Origin of the sequence: Pseudomonas sp. (assembly GCF_032058845.1) — a bacterium.
In the GTDB taxonomy this organism is placed as follows: domain Bacteria; phylum Pseudomonadota; class Gammaproteobacteria; order Pseudomonadales; family Pseudomonadaceae; genus Aquipseudomonas.
The window spans coordinates 1-21612 of record NZ_DAMCCR010000054.1; the positions used below are offsets into that span (position 1 = coordinate 1).

Consider the following 21612-nt stretch of genomic DNA (forward strand, 5'->3'; position numbering starts at 1 on the left):
TGTGGGTGCATGCGGTGTCGGTGGGCGAGAGCATTGCGGCGGCGCCGATGGTCCGCGCGCTGCTCAAGGCCTACCCCGACCTGCCGATCACGCTCACCTGCATGACCCCGACCGGCGCCGAGCGCATCCAGGCGATGTTCGCCGACGAGCCGCGCGTGCAGCACTGCTACCTGCCCTACGACTTGCCCTGGGCCATGGGCCGCTTTCTTGATCATGTGCGCCCGCGCCTGGGCGTGATCATGGAGACCGAACTGTGGCCCAACCTCATCCACCAATGCGCCCGGCGCGGCATTCCGGTGGCCCTGGCCAATGCGCGGCTGTCGGCGCGTTCGGCGCGTGGCTACGCGCGCTTTGCCCGGCTGACCCGGCCAATGCTGGCCGAGATGAACCTGATCGCCGTACAGACCGAGACCGAAGCGCAGCGTTTTCGCGACCTCGGCGCGCGCCCCGAGTGCGTGCAGGTGACCGGTTCGATCAAGTTCGACCTCAAGCTCGATGAGCACCTGGTGCCCCGCGCCAGGGCCCTGCGCGAGCAATGGGCCGCCCTTGGGCGCCCGGTGTGGATCGCGGCCAGTACCCATGACGGTGAAGATGCGTTGATCGTGCAGGCGCATCAGCAGGTGCTGCAGGCCAACGCCGACGCGCTGTTGATTCTGGTGCCGCGCCATCCCGAGCGGTTCGCGGCGGTGTCGACGCTGTGCCGTGAACAGTTCGCCTGCGTGCGCCGTTCAACGGGCGAGCCGGTGCAGCCGCAGACCCAGGTGCTGATCGGTGACACCATGGGCGAGCTGCTGTTTCTCTACGCCTTGGCCGACATCGCCTTCGTCGGTGGCAGCCTGATCCCCCGCGGCGGGCACAACCCGCTGGAGCCTGCAGCGCTGGCGCTGCCGGTGCTGATGGGCCCGCATGTGTTCAACTTCCTCGATATCAGCGCGATGCTGCGTGATGCCGGTGCACTGCAGCAGGTGGACGATGCTGACGGCTTGGCGGCGGCGGTGCGTGCCCTGCTGCAATCACCCGCTGATGCCCAACGCATGGGCGACGCGGGCAGGGCGGTGATGCAGGCCAACCAGGGCGCATTGCAGCGGTTGCTGGACGGGCTGGCCGGGTTGCTGCGCTGAGGCATGGCGCCAACGCCGCGGCCCGGCTGCGCTGCCTGGCGCGGCTGACCGGAGCGCGCACCAACCGCTCGCGCAAGCGCTGTCATCCCCCTATCGAAGACGCGCTTGCGTTGGGCTATTTGCGCTCGAAATTCTTCGCCGCCTCGGCCGCCAGGTCCGGGGGCAGGAAGTCGCGGTCGGGGTTGTAGTCGGTCTTGAGGAAGCGCCCGAGGTCTTGCAGGTCTTGCGGGCTCAAGGTGCCGGCGGCCTGCTTGAGGCGCAGGTTGTCGAGGATGTAGTCGTAACGGCTGTTGTTGTAGTCACGCACCGAGTTGTACAGCTGGCGCTGGGCGTCGAGCACGTCGACGATGTTGCGCGTACCCACCTGATAACCGATTTCGGTGGCCTGCACGGCGCTCTGGCTGGAGATGATCGACTGCTTGCGTGCCTGTACCTGCTCCACGTCGGTGTTGACCGCGCGGTGCAGGTTGCGGGTGTTCTCCACCACCTGGCGCCGCAGGCTTTCGCGCTGCTGCTCGCTCTGGCTCAGGCGCTGGTATGCCTCACGCACCTGTGAACTGGTCAGCCCGCCGCTGTAGATCGGGATGTTCAACTGCACGCCGATGGTGGTCTGTTCCACATCGCCGCCATAGCGCACCCCTGGCAGCGGCGAGGGGTTGCTGAAACCGAGATTGTCGTTGTCGCCGCGTTGGTAGCGGGCCACTGCATCCACGGTCGGCGCGTGCCCGGCCTTGCGCTGGCGCAGGGTCTGCTCGGCGGCATCGACGGCGTAGTTGGTGGCCAGCAGGTTGAGGTTCTGACGGCCGGCGGTCTCGACCCAGGCCTTGGCGTCGTTGGGCACCGGCACCTGCACGGGCAGGGTGTGCACCACGCCCTGCAGCGAGCCGTACTCGCGGTTGGTCAGGGTGACCAGGGCCTGGAAGGCGTCTTCCACCTGGCGCTGGGCGATGATCCGGTTGGCGCGGGCGGTGTCGTAGCTGGCCTGGGCCTGGAGCACGTCGGTCTTGTCCGACAGGCCGACGTCGAAGCGGCCATTGGCCTGGTCGAGCTGACGCTTGAAGGCCGCTTCCTCGGCCTTGGTCGCCGCCAGGTTGTCCTGGGCGCGGAGCACGGAAAAATAGTTCTCCGCGCTTTGCAGAATCAGGTTCTGTTCGTTGGCCGACAGCTCCAGCGCAGCCTGCTCGCTCACCGCTTCTGCGGCCTGCAACTGGAACCAGCGGTCGGCACGAAAGATCGGTTGCGACAGCGTGGCGGTCCAGGCCGTACCGCTGCGGTTGGTGGTGGCCGATGGCTGATCCAGCTGGGTGCGGGTGTGCATCGTCTCGCCACCGGCCGACAGGTTCGGCAGCAGTCCGGCGCGGGCCTGCGGCACGATCTCGCGGCGTGCACCGTAGTCGGCGCGGGCGGCAGCGAGGTCGGCGTTGTTGTCTGCCGCCTGCTGGTAGACGCTGATCAGGTCGGTCTTCACCGTGGTCGGTATGTCCGTTGCCCCGGCCGCGGCATGGGAGGCACACGACACGGCAAGCGCCAGCGAGAGTTTGCGCAGCATGAGACGATCCTTGGATTTCTGAACTGTTGAGTATTGAAATGTCGCCAGTGTAGTGCTGCGCGGGCTCGGCAACAATCGCCCGTGCACCTTTCGTCATCGATGTGCTGGGCCGCTTGGCTTTGCCAGGCGCTTGAGTCTAGACTGCACGCGTTCTTGTCGGGGTGCCTTGAGTCGAAGGCTGAGATCGGATAGTTCCGGATCCCGTTGAACCTGATCAGGTTAGCGCCTGCGTAGGGAACAAGATTGCTCGCTTTCCCGGCGAGATCTTGTGTCGAATCCGGGATTGTCGCAGCTCAGACTCATTGCGCCCCCCATCCGACACCGTACTCGTCCACGAGTGCGTCCGCTTTTTTCAGGTTCTTCCCCGACATTCCGCCCGCAGGAAACCGTCTGGAGAGCCCGTGATGAGCAAACAACAAAATACCCTTCACCTCAGCGAATCGGCCCAGGTCGATCAGCAGTCCGTGCAGCCGTTTCCCCGTTCGCGCAAGGTCTACGTAGAAGGCTCGCGTCCGGACATTCGTGTGCCGATGCGTGAGATCAGCCTGCTCGATACCCCGACCGACTTTGGCGGCGAGGCCAACGCGCCGGTGCTGGTCTACGACACCTCCGGCCCCTACACCGACCCCGACGTGATCATCGATGTGCGCAAGGGCCTGGGCGATGTGCGCTCGGCCTGGATCGACGCGCGCGGCGACACCGAACGCCTGGCCGGGCTCAGCTCGAACTTCGGCCAGCAGCGCCTGAGCGACCCGGAGCTGACCCGCCTGCGCTTCAACCACGTGCGCAACCCGCGCCGCGCCAAGGCCGGCGCCAACGTGTCGCAGATGCACTACGCCCGCCAGGGCATCATCACCGCCGAGATGGAATACATCGCCATCCGCGAGAACATGAAGCTGCAAGAGGCGCGTGCCGCTGGCCTGCTGACGCAGCAGCACCCTGGCCACAGCTTCGGCGCCAGCATCCCCAAGGAAATCACCGCCGAGTTCGTGCGTGAGGAAGTGGCCCGCGGCCGCGCGATCATCCCGGCCAACATCAACCACACCGAGCTGGAGCCGATGATCATCGGCCGCAACTTCCTGGTGAAGATCAACGGCAACATCGGCAACAGTGCGCTGGGTTCGTCCATCGAAGAAGAAGTGGCCAAGCTGACCTGGGGCATTCGCTGGGGCTCGGACACGGTCATGGACCTGTCCACCGGCAAGCACATCCACGAGACCCGCGAGTGGATCATCCGCAACTCGCCGGTGCCGATTGGTACGGTGCCGATCTACCAGGCGCTGGAAAAGGTCGGTGGCGTGGCCGAGGACCTGACCTGGGAGCTGTTCCGCGACACGCTGATCGAGCAGGCCGAGCAGGGCGTGGACTACTTCACCATCCATGCCGGCGTGCTGTTGCGCTACGTGCCGCTGACCGCCAAGCGGGTCACCGGGATCGTCAGCCGCGGCGGCTCGATCATGGCCAAGTGGTGCCTGGCGCACCACAAGGAAAACTTCCTCTACACCCATTTCGACGACATCTGCGAAATCATGAAGGCCTACGACGTCAGCTTCTCGCTGGGCGATGGCCTGCGCCCCGGCTCCATCGCCGATGCCAACGACGCCGCCCAGTTCGGCGAGCTGGAAACCCTCGGCGAGCTGACCAAGATCGCCTGGAAGCACGATGTGCAGTGCATGATCGAAGGCCCTGGCCACGTGCCGATGCAGTTGATCAAGGAGAACATGGACAAGCAGCTCGAATGCTGCGACGAGGCGCCGTTCTACACCCTCGGCCCGCTGACCACCGACATTGCGCCGGGCTATGACCACATCACCTCCGGCATCGGCGCGGCGATGATCGGCTGGTTCGGCTGCGCCATGCTCTGCTACGTCACGCCCAAGGAGCACCTGGGGTTGCCGAACAAGGACGATGTGAAGACCGGCATCATCACCTACAAGATCGCGGCCCATGCGGCGGACCTTGCCAAGGGCCATCCGGGGGCGCAGATCCGCGACAACGCGCTGTCCAAGGCGCGTTTCGAGTTCCGCTGGGAAGACCAGTTCAACCTCGGCCTGGACCCGGATACCGCGCGCGCCTACCACGATGAAACGCTGCCCAAGGAGTCGGCCAAGGTGGCGCACTTCTGCTCGATGTGCGGACCGAAATTCTGCTCGATGAAGATCACCCAGGAAGTGCGCGAGTACGCGGCGAACCTACGCATCGATGCGGTGGATGTGTCGATGGAGGAGGGCATGCGCGAGCAGGCCGAGCGCTTCCGCCAGGAGGGCAGCCAGCTGTATCAGAAAGTCTGACCCAAGCTTTTGCACGTGCCGGGGCCCAGCCCCTGCTTCGTGCGTGATGGCCGGTCTTTTCCTTCACTTCACCCCTGCGCGAGCGCATCCATGACTCAGATCAGCGCGTTTTCCCCCGATCACCCCGTTCCCCCCAGCCAGCGCGTGCTCGGCGGTCGGGACCTGTTTTCACTGTGGTTCTCCCTGGGTGTCGGCCTGATGGTATTGCAGGTCGGCGCGCTGCTGGCGCCGGGCCTGGGCCTGGCCGGGGCCTTGCTGGCGATCGTGCTGGGCAGTGCCGTTGGCGTGTTGTTGCTCGCCGCAGTTGCGGTGACCGGCTGCGACACCGGTCTCTCGGCCATGGCGACCTTGGGTCTGACCCTTGGCCGCCAGGGCGCACGCGTGCCGGCACTGCTCAACGTGCTGCAACTGGTGGGCTGGGGCGCCTTCGAGATCATCGTCATGCGTGATGCCGCGAGCCTGCTGGCTGCACGCACGTTCGGCGCGCACAGCAGCTGGAGCAACCCCATGCTCTGGACCCTCTGCTTCGGCGCCCTGGCCACGCTGCTGGCCGTCAGCGGCCCGCTGACCTTCGTGCGCAAGGTGCTGCGCCGCTGGGGCATCTGGCTGTTGCTCGGCGCCTGCCTGTGGCTGACCTGGAACCTGCTGGCCAAGGCTGACCTGGCGGCACTGTGGGCACGGCCGGGGGATGGCTCGCTGTCCCTGGCGCTGGGTTTCGACATCGTCATCGCCATGCCGCTGTCGTGGCTGCCACTGATCGCCGACTACTCGCGCTTCGGCCAGCGCGCCAGCCGGGTGTTCGGCGGTACCGCACTGGGCTTTTTCCTGGGCAACGCCTGGCTGATGAGCCTGGGGGTGGCCTATACCCTGGCCTTCGCGCCAAGCGGTGAGGTCAATGCGCTGCTGATGGCCTTGGCCGGCGCCGGTCTGGGCCTGCCGTTGCTGCTGATTCTGCTGGACGAATCGGAGAACGCCTTCGCCGACATCCATTCGGCGGCGGTGTCCGGCGGCACGCTGGTGCGCCTTAAGGTCGAGCACCTGGCGCTCGCCATCGGCCTGCTGTGCACGCTGATTGCGCTGCTGGCGCCACTGGCCCAGTACCAGAATTTCCTGCTGCTGATCGGCTCGGTATTCGCGCCGCTGTTTGGCGTGGTGCTGGTCGATCACTTCATGCTGCGCCGCCGCGAAACGCTACGTCTCGACGGTTTGCGCTGGGGCGCGCTGCTGGCGTGGGGCGTAGGGGTGGCGGTCTATCACGGCATCGCACACTGGGCGCCGGAGGTCGGCGCCACTCTGCCAGCCTTGCTGCTGGCAGGTGGGCTGTATGCGCTGCTGGGGCTTAGCCGCGGCCGGGGAACAGCTCGGGCTTGAGGATGCCGTTCAGGCGTGGGTAGGGGATTTTCAGCTCGACGTGGCCCATGGAGTACGGGGCAATGGCATACACCTCGTACTTCACGATCAGCGCGCCGTAGGTCAGGGCGATGTGCGGCGATTTGCGGAAGGGCCAGGTCTTGATGAATTCCGGGTCCTTGTCCATTTCGACGCTCATCAGCCACGCGCGGTGGGATTCGGCGACGGTCTTCCAGAAGGTGTCTTCCTGGCCGGGCAGGAGCATGTCCTGCAAGGTGAGCACCTTGTCTTGCGGGCGCGAGTAGTTGATGAACGCGCGACCCGGCATGCCGTGGGCGCCGCCGCTGTCGAGGTAGCTCGACAGCTCGACGATCACCAGTCCGTCATGCTGCTCGCGTACCTTGGCCTGCAAGTAGCTGCTGTTGCGCTGCTGGGCGGTGGCCAGGTACTTCTGCTCATAGGCCTTGAGCGTGGGCGCGGTGGCGCTGCGTTCGTTGTCTTGAGTGAGTTTCAGCAGACGGGTTTCAACGATGCCATCGAGTTTTGGCAGCGCGGGGAATGACACCGTGTCGATGTTCACCAGCGGGCAGTCGCGCTCGCTGCAACCGGGCTTGACGTGCTCCCAGGCCTCGCGCTTGACCTCGAGCGGCGTGCGGTAGTTGGGCGCAAACACGCTCTGGCAGGCGCCGAGCGCCAAGGCCAGCACGGCCACGGAAGTCAGTTTGGCAAGCGTCATCGAGGTTCCTTGCAAGACGAATGGATCGGTCTTCGACCGTCGGCGAGGCCGTCAGTTCGCCACTAAGCTAACAGAGTGTCGGTGCGCTGTTCCAGCCGCTCGAACAGCGCGAGAAGTGGGTGAAACACAGCGATACGCGGAGTAGGATGGCCCGATTACGCCGTAGATGTAACGAGGAATTTTCATGTCGAATCCGTTGTTATCCGAGCCCAAGAACGTCGAGATCATCCAGCGTGAGCAGTGCTACAAGGGCTTTTACCGGCTCGACAAAGTGCGCCTGCGCCATGAGCTGTTCGATGGCGGCACGAGCCGCGAAATCAGCCGTGAACTGTTCGTGCGCCATGACGCCGTGTGCGTGTTGCCCTACGACCCGCAGCGCGACGAAGTGGTGCTGATCGAGCAGTTTCGCGTCGGTGCTCTGGACAAGGCGGCCAACCCTTGGCTGATCGAGCTGGTGGCCGGCCTGATCGACAAGGACGAGCAGCCCGAGGAGGTTGCCCACCGCGAAGCCGAGGAAGAGGCCAATCTGACGTTCTCCGCACTGTGGCCCATGACCCGCTACTTCCCATCGCCCGGTGGCAGCGATGAGTTCGTGCACCTGTTTCTCGGCCGCTGCAGCAGCGAAGCGGCGGGCGGTGTGCACGGGCTCGAAGAAGAAGGCGAAGACATCCGCGTCCACGTCTGGCCCTTCGAGGATGCCCTGCAAGCGGTGCGCGACGGTCGCATCAACAACGCTGCCAGCATCATCGCCCTGCAGTGGCTGGCGCTGAATCGGGCCGAAGTCAGGGGGATGTGGTCGTGAGCCCGTCGCGTGAGCGCTATCGTGTCGACCTCGCCGGCCTGCAGGCCGCCTGCGAGGCCAATTACGCGCGGCTCATGCGACTGCTGCCGGAGATGCGCAGTACGCAGAGCGAACGGCGCATCGGCATGACCCAGGGCGAGCAACTGCTGGGTGTGCTGGCGCTGGAAGTGGTACTGGCCTGCCCGTACACCACCACCTTGCGCGTGCGCCAGGAACACAGCCTGCCGTGGTTGCCGGTGCCGCAGATGGAAGTGCAGGTGTATCACGACGCACGCATGGCCGAAGTGGTCAGCGCCGAGCATGCGCGGCGCCTGCGCAGTATCTATCCGTACCCCAACGACGCCATGCATCAGCCCGACGAGAAGGCCCAGCTCAACCTGTTCCTCGGTGAGTGGCTCAATCATTGCCTGGCCTGTGGGCATGAGCTGGCCGTTGTCCGCTGAAATGTGACGCCAGTCGGCCTCTGCCCATTGCATGCCCGGTCACGCTCGCCATAATTGCGCCACATCCGCTCAAGGAGACGGCCGTTGGCTCAGCCAGACCCCTCATACATCGACGCACCCATCCATGTGGTGCAATTGACCGACCCCCACCTGTTCGCCGACCCGGCCGGCGGCCTGCTGGGGGTGAATACCCGTGACAGCCTGCGCCATGTCATCGAGCAGGTGCGCCGCGAACAACCGCGTATCGACCTGCTGCTGTGCACCGGCGATCTGTCGCAAGACGCCAGTCAGCGATCCTATGCCGCGTTTTGCGAGCTGACCGACGGCCTGGCAGCGGTGACCCGCTGGTTGCCCGGCAACCACGATGACGCTGCGGTGATGGCCGAGGTCGGGCAGGGCGCGTTCCTCCAGGCCGTGACCGACATTGGCGCCTGGCGCGTGGTGATGCTCAACTCGGCTGTGGTCGGTGCGACCCATGGCCTTCTGGAGCCGGCGCAGCTCGATCTGCTGGAGCAGGCGCTGGCCAGCGCGGGCCAGCGTCACTGCCTGGTCTGCCTGCACCATCAGCCGATAGACATCGGCTGCGCCTGGATCGCCCCGATTGGCCTGCGCAACGCCGATCAGCTGTTTGCACGGCTGCACGCCCACCCGCAGGTGCGCGGGCTGCTGTGGGGTCATGTTCATCAGCCGTGGGACGAACAGCGCGGCCCTCTGCGCTTGCTGGCCACGCCGTCTACCTGCATCCAGTTCGCCGCCGCCAGCGAGGCGTTCCAGGTCAGTGAAGAGTCCCCCGGCTACCGCTGGCTGCGGCTGCACAGCGATGGCTCGATTGAAACGGCGGTCGTGCGCGCAGACGATTACGTGATCGCCCTGGACTTCGACAGCCCCGGCTACTGACCCGCGGCTGCGGCCTGGCGCGGCACGTGCGACAGCCCGCAGCTGCACCAAAGTCCCATGAACGCGATACACTGCGCGTTTCCCAGCGCCTGCCCAGCAGGTGCTGTCTTGCAGATGCAGAGGGCACGATGTCGGGTTCGATCCTTTATCTACATGGTCTCAACAGCTCGCCGCTGTCCACCAAGGCGAGCCAGCTGACGGCGGTCATGGCCCGTCTCGGGCTGGCTGATCAGTTGCGTGTGCCGGCCCTGCATCACCACCCGCGCCAGGCCATTGCCCAGGCCGACGCCGCGATTGCCGAACTGGGTTCACCGCTTCTGGTGGGCAGCTCGCTCGGCGGTTACTACGCCACGTACCTGGCGCAACGGCATGGCCTCAAGGCGCTGCTGATCAATCCGGCGGTGGCCCCGCATCGCCTGTTCGACGGCTACCTTGGCACCCAGCGCAATTTCTACAGCGACGAAACCTGGGAGCTGACCCTCGACCACATCCAGGCACTGGCGGAACTCGAAGTCCCGCCACCGCAAGACGCCAACCGTTTCCAGGTGTGGCTGCAGACCGGTGACGAGACCCTCGACTACCGCCATGCCGAGCGCTATTACCAGCAGTGCGAGCTGTGCATCGAAGCAGGGGGCGACCACGGTTTCCAACACTTCGCCGAGCACCTGCCGGCCCTGCTGGCCTATGCCGGCATCGATCGCGAGCGCTATGCCGCCCTCGATTTTTCTGCTTTCTGATCTTTCCCGCATTCACCAGACGACAACGAGAACCCATGGCCAATCCCAGCGCTAGCGCCTATAACGCAGACGCCATCGAAGTCCTCTCCGGCCTTGACCCGGTGCGCAAGCGCCCGGGCATGTACACCGACACCAGCCGGCCCAACCACCTGGCCCAGGAAGTCATCGACAACAGCGTCGACGAAGCCCTGGCCGGGCACGCCCGTTCGATCCAGGTCGTGCTGCATGCCGATCATTCGCTGGAAGTCAGCGACGATGGCCGCGGCATGCCGGTGGACATTCACCCTGAAGAAGGCGTGTCGGGCGTCGAGCTGATCCTCACCAAGCTGCACGCCGGCGGCAAGTTCTCGAACAAGAACTATCAGTTCTCCGGCGGTTTGCACGGGGTCGGTATTTCGGTGGTCAACGCCCTGTCGACGCTCGTGCGGGTGCGCGTCAAGCGCGACGGCAACGAGTACCAGATGACCTTCGCCGACGGCTTCAAGGCCACCGACCTGCAAGTGGTCGGCACGGTGGGCAAGCGCAACACCGGCACCAGCGTGTACTTCAGCCCCGACCCGAAGTATTTCGACTCGCCGAAGTTTTCCATCAGCCGCCTCAAGCATGTGCTCAAGGCCAAGGCCGTGCTGTGCCCGGGGCTGTCGATCAGCTTCGAGGACAAGGGCTCTGGAGAGAAGGTCGAGTGGCACTACGAAGACGGCCTGCGCTCGTATCTGGTCGATGCGGTCAGCGAGTTCCAGCGCCTGCCTGACGAGCCGTTCTGCGGCAGCCTGGCCGGCAACAAGGAAGCGGTGGACTGGGCGTTGCTGTGGCTGCCCGAAGGCGGCGACAGCCTGCAGGAAAGCTACGTCAACCTGATTCCCACCGCGCAAGGCGGCACCCACGTCAATGGCTTGCGCCAGGGCCTGCTCGACGCCATGCGCGAATTCTGTGAATTCCGCAACCTGCTGCCACGTGGTCTCAAGCTGGCGCCCGAGGACGTCTGGGAGCGGATTGCCTTCGTGCTGTCGATGAAGATGCAGGATGCGCAGTTCTCCGGGCAGACCAAGGAACGGTTGTCATCGCGCGAGGCGGCAGCGTTCGTTTCGGGCGTGGTCAAGGATGCGTTCAGCCTGTGGCTCAACGCCCACCCGGAACTGGGCCTGCAACTGGCCGAGCTGGCCATCAGCAACGCCGGTCGGCGGCTCAAGGCGAGCAAGAAGGTCGAGCGCAAGCGCATCACCCAGGGCCCGGCCTTGCCGGGCAAGCTGGCCGACTGCGCCGGCCAGGACCCGATGCGCTCGGAGCTGTTCCTGGTCGAGGGTGACTCGGCCGGTGGCTCGGCCAAGCAGGCGCGCGACAAGGAATTCCAGGCGATCCTGCCGCTGCGCGGGAAGATCCTCAACACCTGGGAAGTCGACGGCGGCGAAGTGCTCGCCAGCCAGGAAGTGCACAACATCGCCGTGGCCATCGGCGTCGACCCAGGGGCGACCGACCTGGCGCAATTGCGCTATGGCAAGATCTGCATCCTCGCCGACGCCGACTCCGACGGGCTGCACATCGCCACCTTGCTCTGCGCACTGTTCGTCCAGCATTTCCGCCCGCTGGTGGATGCCGGGCACATCTACGTCGCCATGCCGCCGCTGTACCGCATCGACCTGGGGAAGGAGATCTACTATGCCCTGGATAACGAAGAGCGCGACGGCATCCTCGACCGCCTGGTGGCCGAGAAGAAACGCGGCAAGCCGCAGGTCACCCGCTTCAAGGGCCTGGGCGAGATGAACCCGCCGCAGTTGCGCGAAACCACCATGGACCCCAACACGCGGCGTCTGGTGCAACTGACGCTGGAAGACGTGGCCGCCACCTGCGAGCTGATGGACAAACTGCTGGCCAAGAAGCGCGCAGGCGACCGCAAGAGCTGGCTGGAGACCAAAGGCAACCTGGCCGAGGTCATGGTGTGATCCGTCGTTGGCTGGCGGCGCTGCTGACGCTGTCGACCCTGCCCACCGAGGCCAGTGACTGGCCTGAACTGAAGCTGCTCGGCGAGTATCCGATCGAGGGCATGCGCGGCGGCAACCTGTCAGGGCTGGCGCAGTGCAGGGGTAGCCTGTGGGGCGTGTCGGACCGCGACGACGACCGCATCTACCGCTTCGACCAGAACAGCAAGGTGTGGACCTCCGAACCGCTGCTGTTCACCCCGCCGCCCGTGCCGGAAAGTGGCCTGCCGTGGGGGCTGAAGGTGCGTAACTGGGCGGTGTCGTGGGTGCGCGGTGGCGAACTGGACTATGAAGGCATCACCTGCGACAAGGCCGGCAACCTGTATCTGGTCAGCGAAGCTCATGCCGCGGTGCTGCAACTGCCGCTCGAGGGCGAGCCGGACTGGCTGAAGATCGATCCGGCCATGCTGCGCCAGGCCCGTGCCAGCGGCATGCTGCTGCACTTCAATGCGCAATTCGAAGGCCTGGCGATCAACCCCGCCGGTGACCGCCTGTGGCTCGCCGCCGAACGCGAGCGCCGTGGGCTGGTGGTCATCGAACGCCAGCAGTCGGTGTGGAACTGCGGCCACAGCTGTGTGTTGCTCAGTGAAGCGGGGGTGGACATGCAGCCTGCGCAGATGCCGAACCCGCGCAACCGCAGCCGCGACTTCTCGGATCTGGCCTGGTACCAGGGCAAGCTGTTCACCCTCGAGCGCAACGCGTACCGCATCTGCCGCCGCAACAGCAGCAACGGTGAGGTAGAACGCTGCTGGTCGTTCGCCGAAGAAGGGCTGACCGAAGCCCGCCGTTACGACCACCCCTTCGGCCTGGCCGAAGCGCTGGTCATCGACGACAAGGGTGCCTGGATCGGCCTGGACAACAACAACGCCCACCGTGCTGACGGCGAACGCCGGCCGATCGTCTGGCGCTTTGCAGCGCCTGCCGGTGGCTGGAGCGCCAAGCCATGAGCCAGCCGGCCGGCAAGCGCGCAGGCAAGATACTGATGATCGTGGCCTGGGCGGCAGCGCTGTTCCTCGCCACGCGCTTCTTCGGCCAGTGGGAAACGCGTCAGCAAAACCCTAACCGCGAGGTGCAGTCCGAGCATGGCGCAGGCTTCATCGAGGTGCGTTTGCTGGGCAATGCTCAGGGTCATTTCGTCGTCGACGGGCTGATCAACGGCCAGGCCGTGCACTTCATGCTCGACACCGGTGCCACCGACGTTGCCATCCCCGAGGGCGTGGCGCAGCAGTTGAACCTGGAACGTGGCGCATCGGTCACGGTGAGCACGGCCAATGGCCGCACCGAAGGCTATCGCACCCGCCTCGACGAGCTGGCCCTGGGTGACATCCACCTGCGCAACGTGCGCGCCCTGGTGGTGCCGGGCCTGGATGGCGAGCAGATCCTGCTGGGCATGAGTGCACTGAAACAACTTGAATTCACCCAGCGTGGCGGCACCTTGCTGCTACGCCAGAACTTGAAATGACGAGGCTCGCATGAGCGACTTACAAGACAGTCTCGACGGTGTCGAGCGCCGCTCGCTGGCCGCGTTCACCGAACAGGCCTACCTCACCTACTCCATGTACGTGATCATGGACCGGGCCCTGCCGCACATCGGTGACGGCCTCAAGCCCGTGCAGCGTCGCATCATCTATGCCATGAGCGAGCTGGGCCTGGATGCCGACGCCAAGCACAAGAAATCGGCGCGGACCGTCGGTGACGTACTCGGCAAGTTCCACCCTCACGGCGACTCGGCGTGCTACGAGGCCATGGTGCTGATGGCCCAGCCCTTCAGCTATCGCTACACCCTGGTCGACGGCCAGGGCAACTGGGGTGCACCGGACGATCCGAAGTCGTTCGCCGCCATGCGCTACACCGAGGCGCGGCTGTCGCGCTACTCCGAAGTGCTGCTCGACGAAGTCGGCCAGGGCACCGTCGACTGGGTGCCGAACTTCGACGGCACCTTGCAGGAGCCGGCCGTGCTGCCCGCGCGCCTGCCCAACATCCTGCTCAACGGCACCACTGGCATCGCCGTGGGCATGGCCACTGACGTGCCGCCACACAACCTGCGTGAAGTCGCCGCAGCCTGCGTGCGCCTGCTCGACGAACCGAAAGCCACCGTCGAGCAGCTGTGCGAGCACATCCAGGGCCCGGACTACCCGACCGAAGCCGAGATCATCACCCCCCGCGCCGAGCTGCTGAAGCTCTACGAGAGCGGCCGCGGCTCGATCCGCATGCGTGCGGTGTACCGTGTCGAAGACGGCGATATCGTCGTGACCGCGCTGCCGCATCAGGTGTCCGGGGCCAAGGTGATGGAACAGATCGCCGCACAGATGCAGGCCAAGAAGCTGCCGATGGTGGCGGATCTGCGTGACGAATCGGACCATGAGAACCCCTGCCGGCTGGTGATCATCCCGCGCTCCAACCGGGTCGACGCCGCCGAGCTGATGCCGCACCTGTTCGCCACCACCGATCTGGAGAGCAGCTACCGGGTCAACGTCAACATCATCGGTCTCGATGGCCGACCGCAATTGAAGAACCTGCGCGCCTTGCTGCAGGAGTGGCTGCAGTACCGCATCGGCACCGTGCGCCGCCGCCTGCAATACCGCCTGGACAAGGTCGACAGGCGCCTGCACCTGCTCGACGGCTTGCTGACCGCGTTCCTCAACCTGGACGAAGTGATCCACATCATCCGCACCGAGGACCAGCCCAAGCAGGCACTGATCGAGCGCTTCGAGCTGAGCGAGACCCAGGCCGACTACATCCTCGAAACCCGCCTGCGGCAGCTGGCGCGGCTCGAAGAGATGAAGATCCGTGGTGAGCAGGAAGACCTGCGCAAGGAACAGTCCAAGCTGCAGGGCCTGCTGGGCAGCGAAGCCAAGTTGCGCAAGCTGGTGCGCAGCGAGCTGATCAAGGACGCCGAAACCTATGGCGATGCGCGCCGCTCGCCCATCGTCGAGCGCGGCGAAGCCAAGGCGCTGTCGGAAAACGAGCTGATGCCGGCTGAGCCAGTGACCGTGGTGCTGTCGGAAAAGGGCTGGATTCGCTGCGCCAAGGGCCACGACATCGACGCCACCGGGCTTTCCTATAAAGCCGGTGATGGTTTCAAGGCGGCAGCACCCGGGCGCTCGAACCAGTTTGCGGTGCTCATCGATTCCACCGGCCGCAGTTACTCGCTGGCGGCCCATAGCCTGCCGTCGGCGCGTGGCCAGGGCGAACCCTTGACCGGCCGTCTGACGCCACCGCCAGGCTCGACCTTCGAGTGCGTGCTGGTGCCCGAGGATGACGCCCTGTACGTGGTGGCCTCCGATGCCGGCTATGGCTTCGTGGTCAAGGGCGAGGACCTGCAGGCCAAGAACAAGGCCGGCAAGGGCCTGCTGAGCCTGCCCAATGGCTCCAGGGTCATGGCGCCGCGACCGGTGGCCGATCGCGGCAGCGACTGGCTGGCGGCGGTGACCACCGAAGGCCGGCTGCTGGTGTTCAAGATCAGCGACCTGCCGCAACTGGGCAAAGGCAAAGGCAACAAGATCATTGGCGTGCCGGGCGACCGGGTGGTCAGTCGCGAAGAGTACGTGACCGACCTCGCCGTGCTGGCCGAAGGCTCTACCCTGGTGCTGCAAGCCGGTAAACGTACCCTGTCGCTCAAACCTGACGACCTGGAACACTACAAGGGCGAGCGCGGTCGGCGCGGCAGCAAGTTGCCGCGTGGATTCCAGCGGGTCGACGGCCTGATGGTCGAGCGCCCGGTGTGAACGGCACGGGGCAGGGCAACAGTTTCACCCTGGCCCGCGCTATAAACGCTGGAGTCGCGCCGGCATTTCACGGATGATAGTGCCCCCGCGGCGCCAGGGTTCCTGGCGCGCAGGCGGATTTACCTGAGTATCACTGCGGCCTGCCTCGGGCAGCCGCCTGGATGGGATGAATGAAATTTCCACGCCTTCCATTGACCTTGTTGATGACTGGCTTGTTGGGCCTGGCCGGCTGCTCCACGCACCAGCCCGTGGCCTTGTATCAGCTCGACAGCGGTCAGCCTGGCCAGCCGACTCAGGCTTCAGGCATGGCAGTGGTGGTGGGCCCGGTTTCTGTGGCCGACTACCTGCAGCGCGAAACCTTCCTCCAGCGTCAGCCTGATGGCAGCTTGAGCGCAGCGATCGACGGTCGTTGGGCAGGCAGCCTGTCGTCTGACATCGACCAGTTGCTGGTGCGCCAGCTGGCCTGGCGCCTGGACAGCCAGCGCGTGGTCCTGGCCCCGGCCGGCACGGGTTTTGCGCCTGATGCCCAGGTGCTGCTGTCGATTACCCGGCTCGACTCCGGCGCCAAGCAGCCTGCCATTCTCGACGCTCAGTGGCGCGTGCTCGACCGCCGCGGCCAGGTTCGCGACAACCGCATCGTTCACCTGGAACAGCCGCATGCAGGCAGCGAGAGCGCGCAGGTGCAGGCCCAGGGGCAACTGTTGCAGAAGCTCGCCGAGCAACTCAGCACCGCCCTCAAGCCACTGGCCAATCAGCCGGCCGTGGCAGAGGTGCCAGTCAAGAAGCCAGCGGCGCCGGCACAGGTCAAGAAAGATCCCGAGAAATCCCGTATCCCGATGGCCGCACCGATCCGTACCGACATGGAAATCTATCGGTTCTGAGCCGATGTTCAGCCATGAAAAAGCCCGCAGCGATGCGCAACGCTGTGCAGGCAGGCGTTCAGGGCCGCTGTGCGGCCCATCGCGGCTGAAGCCGCTCCCACAGGGTACGCACCTTCCGTAGGAGCGGCTTTAGCCGCGATGGGCTGCAAAGCAGCCCCAACCGATCCCGCCTTGGCTTGACTGAACAGCATTGCGCAGCGATGCAGGCCTTTTCGTGGGCGGTTCCCAGTCAGCTGCGGTGCTCGTGCATGCGTGCGAGCTGGCGCTCGAGCATGGACGGGTAGGGCTCGAGCAGACGCTCCACGCAGCACGCGCCTTCGGGGCTGGCAATCGGCCGGATGCGCGCGCGTTGGCGGATCAGCGAGTCATCGCCGATCTTGCGCTCCACCAGCAGCAGGTTGCGGCTGTGCTGCGACAGCGCCAGGGCATCCTGAGCCTTTTCGGCCATCAGCAGGTCGACCTGGTCCAGCCCGTACAGGTCATCGTCCATGGTCAGGCCCAGCTGCAATTGCAGGGTGATGCCGCTGTCTGCGACCTCGATCTGCAACGCATGGCCCAGGGCTCGCAGCAGCTCGCCGCAGCAGATGGCGTTGGTGAGGTAGTCGTCGCCGCACTGACGGCTGTGGAACAGCAGCAGCGCGCTGCCGTCGTTGAGCGAGTGCAGCTCGCCTTCGTACAGCGACACGGCCTGGTTCAGGCACTCGCGGTAGCGGTCCAGCAATTCGCCAAGACGGGTGCGCGGCAGGCGGCGCAGTTGCTCTTGCGAGCCCAGCTGCACGGCGAGAATGCCCGTGAACTGTGGCTCGCCGGGCGCGTCTTCGTGAATCGCCTGGAGCGGCGCGGGCGCTTCGTCGTCCAGCAAGCCGGCGAAGGCTTCGTCATCATCGTCCTCGGCCACCACCTGAGCGCGCTGGCTCGGCTTGGGAATGGCGGCACGTTCGCGCAGGGTCATCGGCGCGTCTTCAACGAAATGTTCGTCCTGCTCCGGGTCTTCGTCGTACGTGTACTCAGGCTCCGGATCGGGCTCGGGCGGCGCTGGCGGTGCCAGGCGCGCGTGCAGCTGACGGGCCAGGTCGCCGATTTCATCCTGGCGCTCGGTGCCGGGGGTGAGGTGGTGCGGATCGCGCAGCCAGACCCGCAGTTGCAGCAGCGGGGTGGTGATGTAGCGGCCCAGGCGCAGGCTCAGGGTCAGCGCCAGGACCAGCAGGATGGCCGCCATGATGCCCATGCTCTGCAGGCTGATCAGCATCGGTTGCTGGAACTGATTCATGTCCAGGCTGATGCGCAACTGGCCCGCGGCGACGTCCTGGAAGGTGATCTTGCTCTGGTACAGCCCTTCCGCCTCGCCCAGCAGGGTGTTGCGCGGCCGTTCGCCGGCTTCGGCAAGGATGCGGTTGTCCACGCTGTAGATCGCCGCATGGGCCACCAGCGGGTTCTTCACCAGGTTGCCGAGCAGCACGTTGAGACTGAGGATGTCATTGGCCACCAACAGCTCGGTGGCCGACGTCGCGGTCTGGATGGTGAGGCTCTGGCCCAGTGCATCGGCCTGGTCATGCATGGCCTGCTTGAACTGCAGGCCCATCACGCAGGCATAGATCACCAGCGCCAGCGCCACCATGAAAACGGTGTGGCTGGCGATACGCAGAACCAGGGGAATGCGACGTTGGCGCAGGGCGCGAAAGAGCATCACGAAGAAGTTTTCGGTTTTGACGGGCGTGGGCCGGATCACAGAGCGCGGCTCTTTATGGCAAAAAGTGTGGGCGGAGTATAGCGACCCGGCATATGTCGGCAAAGTAGGCGAGGCGCCCGGTGGTCATGGAAAGTCGGTAGAATGCGCATTTTTCATCATTTCGGAGCCAGGTCTTGCGCGAAATCGTCCTGATCAACATCACCGGTGAAGACCGACCCGGTCTCACTGCCGCTCTCACCGGCGTCCTGCTCCAGGGCGGTGTGAACATCCTCGACATCGGTCTTGCCGTCATGCACGGCACGTTGTCGTTCGGCATCCTGGTCGACATCCCCGACAACGAGGTGGCCACGCAACTGTTGCAGAGCGTGCAGGCCAAGGCCCACGAACTGAACCTGCAGGCCCGCTATACGCCGATTTCCGAGGCCGACTACCAGCACTGGGCCGAAGGCCAGGGCGACGCGCGCCATGTGGTGACGCTGCTGAGCCGGCAGATCACCCCCGAACAGCTGCAGCGTGCCAGTGCGGTGATTTCCCGCTACGGCATGACCATCGAGCGCATCGAGCGGCTGTCTGCGCGCGTCAGCCTTGACGCACCGGTGGACAACAGCCGGGCTGCGGTGGAAATCTCCGTGCGCGGCGAGCCAAGCGATGTGCAGGCGCTGCGCGGCGATTTCTTCGCGTTGTCCGGCGAGTTGAGCGTCGACATCGCCTTCCAGAAAGACGACCTGTTCCGCCGCAATCGCCGCCTGGCAGTGTTCGACATGGATTCCACGCTGATCGAGGCAGAAGTCATCGACGAGCTGGCCAAGGCCGCCGGCGTCGGCGAGCAGGTGGCCGCCATCACCGAACGCGCCATGCGCGGCGAGCTGGATTTTCGCGCCAGTTTCAAAGAGCGCATGGCGCTGCTCAAGGGCCTGGACGTCAGCGTGCTGGATGAAATCGGCGCCTCGCTGCGCCTCACCGAGGGCGCCGAAAACCTGTTCGCCGAGCTCAAGCGTCTGGGTTACAAGACGGCTATTCTGTCCGGCGGCTTCAGCTACTTTGCCAAGCAGGTGCAGGCACGCCTGGGCATCGACTACGTGTTCGCCAACGAGCTGCAGACGGTCGACGGCAAACTGACCGGTGTGGCAGTCGAGCCGATCGTCGATGCGCAGCGCAAGGCCGAGCTGTTGCAGGAGCTGGCAATCAAGGAGGGTTTGCAACTGGAGCAGACCATCGCCGTCGGTGACGGCGCCAATGACCTGCCGATGCTGGCCCTGGCCGGGTTGGGCGTGGCCTTCCGCGCCAAGCCGCTGGTGCGCCAGTCGGCCAAGCAGGCGATCTCTACCCTGGGGCTGGATGGGGTGCTGTACCTGCTGGGCCTGCGTGACCGTCAGACCCGCAGCTAGCCTTCGCGCAATGCCTGAGCCGACAGTCCGGGCCCGCGGCCTGTCGGCGTCCTGAGCAGCCACAAGGCCTGTGACCTCGCCACACAATGACGTTTCTCGATAGCGTCGCTATTGCCAGTCCGCGCAGACACGAAAACGCCCGATGCAGAGCACCGGGCGTTTGACGTTAGGCTGAGCCAGTGCGGCGCCAGGCGCTCAGCCTGCAGCCAGGGTCAGGCTTGCGTCGGCATGGCCAGCAACTGGCCCATGCGCACGGCCGAGCCCGCGCCCACATCGCCCCATTGCATCTGTTCAGGGCCAAACAGCACGACCACTGTCGAACCCAGCTTGAAGCGGCCCATTTCGGCGCCTTTCTCCAGGTGGATCGGCACGCGGCTGGCTTCGTCGTAGCGCACGCTCTTCAGTTCGCGCTTGGGCGGCGTGACCAGCCCGGCCCAGACGGTTTCGACCGAGGCCACGATCATTGCGCCGACCAGCACCATGGCCATCGGCCCGCGTTCGGTGTCGAACAGGCACACCACACGCTCGTTGCGGGCGAACAGCTCGGGAACGTTTTCAGCCGTGGTCTGGTTGACCGAGAACAGCTGGCCCGGCACATAGACCATTTCGCGCAGGGTGCCGGCCAGCGGCATGTGTACGCGGTGGTAGTCCTTGGGCGACAGGTACACGGTGGCGAACTCGCCGCCCATGAACGGTGCAGCCAGGGCGGGGTCGCCGCCGAGCAGTTCCTGGGCGCTGAAGCTGTGGCCCTTGGCCTGGAAGATGCGGCCGTGCTCGATCTTGCCGACCTGGCTGACGGCGCCGTCGGCCGGGCAGAGGATGGCCCCTGGGGTCTGGTCGAGCGGACGGGCATCGGGCTTCAAGGCGCGGGTGAAAAAGGCGTTGAAGTGCTCGTAGGCGGTGAGGTCTTCGACCTGAGCCTGGGACATGTCCACTTGATAGCGCTGGGCGAACCAGGCAGTGAAGGCGTTCTTGAACCAGCGCACGCGGCACTCGGCGACGCAGCCGGCCAGGCGCGAGAGCAGATGGTGGGGCAGCAGGTACTGGCTGAGAATGAACAAACGGGATTTCATTGGGTTTCCTTAAACGTCTACAGGCGTGTCCGGGTGGTTGCCCCACTCGCTCCAGGAGCCGGCATAGGCCTTGACCCGTGGGTAGCCGAGGGATTTTGCCACCAGATAAGTGAAGCCGGACCGGCGATGACTCTGGCAGTGGGTGACCACTTCCTTGTCCGGGGTAATGCCGTGGTCGAGCAACAGCGCGGCCACGTCGGCGCGGATGCGCAGGTGGTCGGCCGGGTTCATGGCAGCGGTCCACTCGAGGTTGACCGCACCGGGAATGTGTCCGCCACGGGCCGCCAGCACCTTGGTGCCGGCGAACTCCTCGGGGGCGCGTGCGTCCCAGATGGCCAGGTCCGCTGCGCCCAGGCGGCTTTGCAGGTATTCGCGAGTGGCGGTGGGCTCGGCGTGCAGTTGCAGGCTCACCTCGGTGCACGCGCTGGCCGGCGTTTCGGTGGACAGCGCCTGCGCCGGCCAGGCCTGGATGCCGCCGTTGAGGTAGTGATAGCGGGCGTGGCCGATCACATCGAGCAGCCAGATGAAGCGGCCGGCCCAGCTGCCGCCTTCTTCGTCATAGACCACATAGACCGCGTTCTCGTGATGGCCGAGTTCGGCGAACAGTTTTTCCAGCGTGGCCTGGCTGGGCAACAAGCCGGGCGCCGGGGGTTGGCCGAGCTGAGTGCGTTTGCTGTCGACCCAGTGCGCGCCGGGGATGTGCCCGGCCGCGTAACGGCTGGCGCTGGTCAGGTCGACCAGAATCAGCTCGGGTGAATCCAGGCGCGGCAGCAGGTCTGCCGCCTCGATCACCAACGGCAAGCCGGAAAAGTCAGTCATCCACGGTCTCCGAAAAAAGAGCGGCGATTGTAGCCCAGGCGCTGTTTGAAAACTGCCCGCGCGGTGATGCAACTGCGCGCGAACCTGCACCGTTGGCATGGATCGACGGCGCAACGCCTGGCCCGGTACTC

18 protein-coding genes and 1 riboswitch are annotated in these 21612 nt (G+C 65.5%); of the genes, 13 read left to right on the plus strand and 5 right to left on the minus strand.

Going from position 1 to position 21612, the window contains the following annotated elements; genetic code table 11:
* Nucleotides 1–1121, plus strand: a 1121-nt coding sequence (waaA, locus tag RT028_RS11945; protein ID WP_312935095.1) for a lipid IV(A) 3-deoxy-D-manno-octulosonic acid transferase, incomplete at its 5' end; no start/stop codon positions are given.
* A 115-nt stretch (nucleotides 1122–1236) separates the two neighbouring features.
* On the opposite strand, the gene RT028_RS11950 is transcribed toward waaA, so the two are convergent.
* Entirely contained in the window at nucleotides 1237–2670 is a 1434-nt protein-coding gene (locus tag RT028_RS11950) for a TolC family outer membrane protein (protein ID WP_312935096.1), read from the minus strand.
* 147 nt (nucleotides 2671–2817) lie between these two features.
* A riboswitch (TPP riboswitch) is annotated at nucleotides 2818–2924 on the plus strand.
* 150 nt (nucleotides 2925–3074) lie between these two features.
* Here RT028_RS11950 and thiC point away from each other — a divergent pair.
* Together thiC and cytX are read left to right on the plus strand one after the other, a co-directional pair.
* Nucleotides 3075–4961 (plus strand): phosphomethylpyrimidine synthase ThiC, encoded by a 1887-nt coding sequence (gene thiC, locus RT028_RS11955; protein ID WP_312935097.1) that lies wholly within the window; start codon nucleotides 3075–3077, stop codon nucleotides 4959–4961.
* A 90-nt stretch (nucleotides 4962–5051) separates the two neighbouring features.
* Nucleotides 5052–6332, plus strand: a complete 1281-nt coding sequence (gene cytX, locus RT028_RS11960) for a putative hydroxymethylpyrimidine transporter CytX (protein WP_312935098.1) — start codon at nucleotides 5052–5054, stop codon at nucleotides 6330–6332.
* Here cytX and RT028_RS11965 read toward each other — a convergent pair.
* Nucleotides 6301–7047 (minus strand): RsiV family protein, encoded by a 747-nt coding sequence (locus RT028_RS11965; RefSeq protein ID WP_312935099.1) that lies wholly within the window; start codon nucleotides 7045–7047, stop codon nucleotides 6301–6303. The genes cytX and RT028_RS11965 overlap by 32 nt on opposite strands.
* 184 nt (nucleotides 7048–7231) lie before the next feature.
* Between RT028_RS11965 and RT028_RS11970 the strand changes: the two genes are divergently transcribed.
* The 9 genes from RT028_RS11970 (at nucleotide 7232) to RT028_RS12010 (ending at nucleotide 16511) form a co-directional block, all read left to right on the plus strand.
* Nucleotides 7232–7849 (plus strand): NUDIX domain-containing protein, encoded by a 618-nt coding sequence (locus tag RT028_RS11970; protein WP_312935103.1) that lies wholly within the window; start codon nucleotides 7232–7234, stop codon nucleotides 7847–7849.
* A complete protein-coding gene (locus RT028_RS11975) occupies nucleotides 7840–8292 on the plus strand; it encodes a DUF1249 domain-containing protein (RefSeq protein ID WP_312935104.1) in 453 nt (150 codons plus the stop codon). Before RT028_RS11970 ends, RT028_RS11975 begins: the two co-directional genes overlap by 10 nt.
* 84 nt (nucleotides 8293–8376) lie before the next feature.
* Nucleotides 8377–9189 carry a 3',5'-cyclic-AMP phosphodiesterase gene (cpdA, locus tag RT028_RS11980; protein ID WP_312935105.1) on the plus strand — a complete coding sequence of 271 codons (813 nt, stop codon included), beginning with the start codon at nucleotides 8377–8379 and terminating at the stop codon, nucleotides 9187–9189.
* A 128-nt stretch (nucleotides 9190–9317) separates the two neighbouring features.
* On the plus strand, nucleotides 9318–9926 hold the full coding sequence (locus RT028_RS11985) for a YqiA/YcfP family alpha/beta fold hydrolase (RefSeq protein WP_312935106.1): 609 nt from the start codon (nucleotides 9318–9320) through the stop codon (nucleotides 9924–9926).
* Nucleotides 9927–9961: 35 nt separating this feature from the next.
* Complete coding sequence (parE, locus tag RT028_RS11990; RefSeq protein WP_312935107.1) at nucleotides 9962–11866, plus strand: DNA topoisomerase IV subunit B; 1905 nt, start codon at nucleotides 9962–9964, stop codon at nucleotides 11864–11866.
* Nucleotides 11863–12849, plus strand: a complete 987-nt coding sequence (locus RT028_RS11995; RefSeq protein ID WP_312935108.1) for an esterase-like activity of phytase family protein — start codon at nucleotides 11863–11865, stop codon at nucleotides 12847–12849. The genes parE and RT028_RS11995 overlap by 4 nt, the downstream gene beginning before the upstream one ends.
* Nucleotides 12846–13364 (plus strand): TIGR02281 family clan AA aspartic protease, encoded by a 519-nt coding sequence (locus RT028_RS12000; protein WP_312935109.1) that lies wholly within the window; start codon nucleotides 12846–12848, stop codon nucleotides 13362–13364. The genes RT028_RS11995 and RT028_RS12000 overlap by 4 nt, the downstream gene beginning before the upstream one ends.
* Before the next feature lie 10 nt (nucleotides 13365–13374).
* A complete protein-coding gene (gene parC, locus RT028_RS12005; protein ID WP_312935111.1) occupies nucleotides 13375–15630 on the plus strand; it encodes a DNA topoisomerase IV subunit A in 2256 nt (751 codons plus the stop codon).
* Nucleotides 15631–15800: 170 nt separating this feature from the next.
* On the plus strand, nucleotides 15801–16511 hold the full coding sequence (locus RT028_RS12010; RefSeq protein WP_312935113.1) for a membrane integrity-associated transporter subunit PqiC: 711 nt from the start codon (nucleotides 15801–15803) through the stop codon (nucleotides 16509–16511).
* Nucleotides 16512–16740: 229 nt separating this feature from the next.
* Here the strand turns inward: RT028_RS12010 and RT028_RS12015 are convergent, their stop codons facing one another.
* Entirely contained in the window at nucleotides 16741–18240 is a 1500-nt protein-coding gene (locus RT028_RS12015) for a histidine kinase (protein WP_312935114.1), read from the minus strand.
* Nucleotides 18241–18374: 134 nt separating this feature from the next.
* On the opposite strand from RT028_RS12015, the gene serB reads away from it, so the two are divergent.
* Nucleotides 18375–19589: a phosphoserine phosphatase SerB gene (gene serB / locus RT028_RS12020; RefSeq protein ID WP_312935115.1), complete on the plus strand. Its 1215-nt coding sequence runs from the start codon at nucleotides 18375–18377 to the stop codon at nucleotides 19587–19589.
* A gap of 212 nt (nucleotides 19590–19801) precedes the next feature.
* Here serB and asd read toward each other — a convergent pair whose 3' ends face one another.
* Together asd and RT028_RS12030 are read right to left on the minus strand one after the other, a co-directional pair.
* Nucleotides 19802–20662, minus strand: coding sequence for an archaetidylserine decarboxylase (gene asd / locus RT028_RS12025; protein WP_312935117.1), 861 nt, complete (start codon nucleotides 20660–20662; stop codon nucleotides 19802–19804).
* A gap of 9 nt (nucleotides 20663–20671) precedes the next feature.
* Nucleotides 20672–21481, minus strand: coding sequence for a rhodanese-like domain-containing protein (locus RT028_RS12030; RefSeq protein ID WP_312935118.1), 810 nt, complete (start codon nucleotides 21479–21481; stop codon nucleotides 20672–20674).
* Nucleotides 21482–21612 lie beyond the last annotated feature (131 nt).

What these genes read in the sequence shown, in the direction of transcription:
- RT028_RS11950 (WP_312935096.1), bottom strand. Translation starts at nt 2,670, where the DNA reads ATGCTGCGCAAACTCTCGCTGGCGCTTGCCGTGTCGTGTGCCTCCCAT.
- thiC (WP_312935097.1), top strand. Translation starts at nt 3,075, where the DNA reads ATGAGCAAACAACAAAATACCCTTCACCTCAGCGAATCGGCCCAGGTC.
- cytX (WP_312935098.1), top strand. Translation starts at nt 5,052, where the DNA reads ATGACTCAGATCAGCGCGTTTTCCCCCGATCACCCCGTTCCCCCCAGC.
- RT028_RS11965 (WP_312935099.1), bottom strand. Translation starts at nt 7,047, where the DNA reads ATGACGCTTGCCAAACTGACTTCCGTGGCCGTGCTGGCCTTGGCGCTC.
- RT028_RS11970 (WP_312935103.1), top strand. Translation starts at nt 7,232, where the DNA reads ATGTCGAATCCGTTGTTATCCGAGCCCAAGAACGTCGAGATCATCCAG.
- RT028_RS11985 (WP_312935106.1), top strand. Translation starts at nt 9,318, where the DNA reads ATGTCGGGTTCGATCCTTTATCTACATGGTCTCAACAGCTCGCCGCTG.
- parE (WP_312935107.1), top strand. Translation starts at nt 9,962, where the DNA reads ATGGCCAATCCCAGCGCTAGCGCCTATAACGCAGACGCCATCGAAGTC.
- RT028_RS12000 (WP_312935109.1), top strand. Translation starts at nt 12,846, where the DNA reads ATGAGCCAGCCGGCCGGCAAGCGCGCAGGCAAGATACTGATGATCGTG.
- parC (WP_312935111.1), top strand. Translation starts at nt 13,375, where the DNA reads ATGAGCGACTTACAAGACAGTCTCGACGGTGTCGAGCGCCGCTCGCTG.
- RT028_RS12010 (WP_312935113.1), top strand. Translation starts at nt 15,801, where the DNA reads ATGAAATTTCCACGCCTTCCATTGACCTTGTTGATGACTGGCTTGTTG.
- asd (WP_312935117.1), bottom strand. Translation starts at nt 20,662, where the DNA reads ATGAAATCCCGTTTGTTCATTCTCAGCCAGTACCTGCTGCCCCACCAT.
- RT028_RS12030 (WP_312935118.1), bottom strand. Translation starts at nt 21,481, where the DNA reads ATGACTGACTTTTCCGGCTTGCCGTTGGTGATCGAGGCGGCAGACCTG.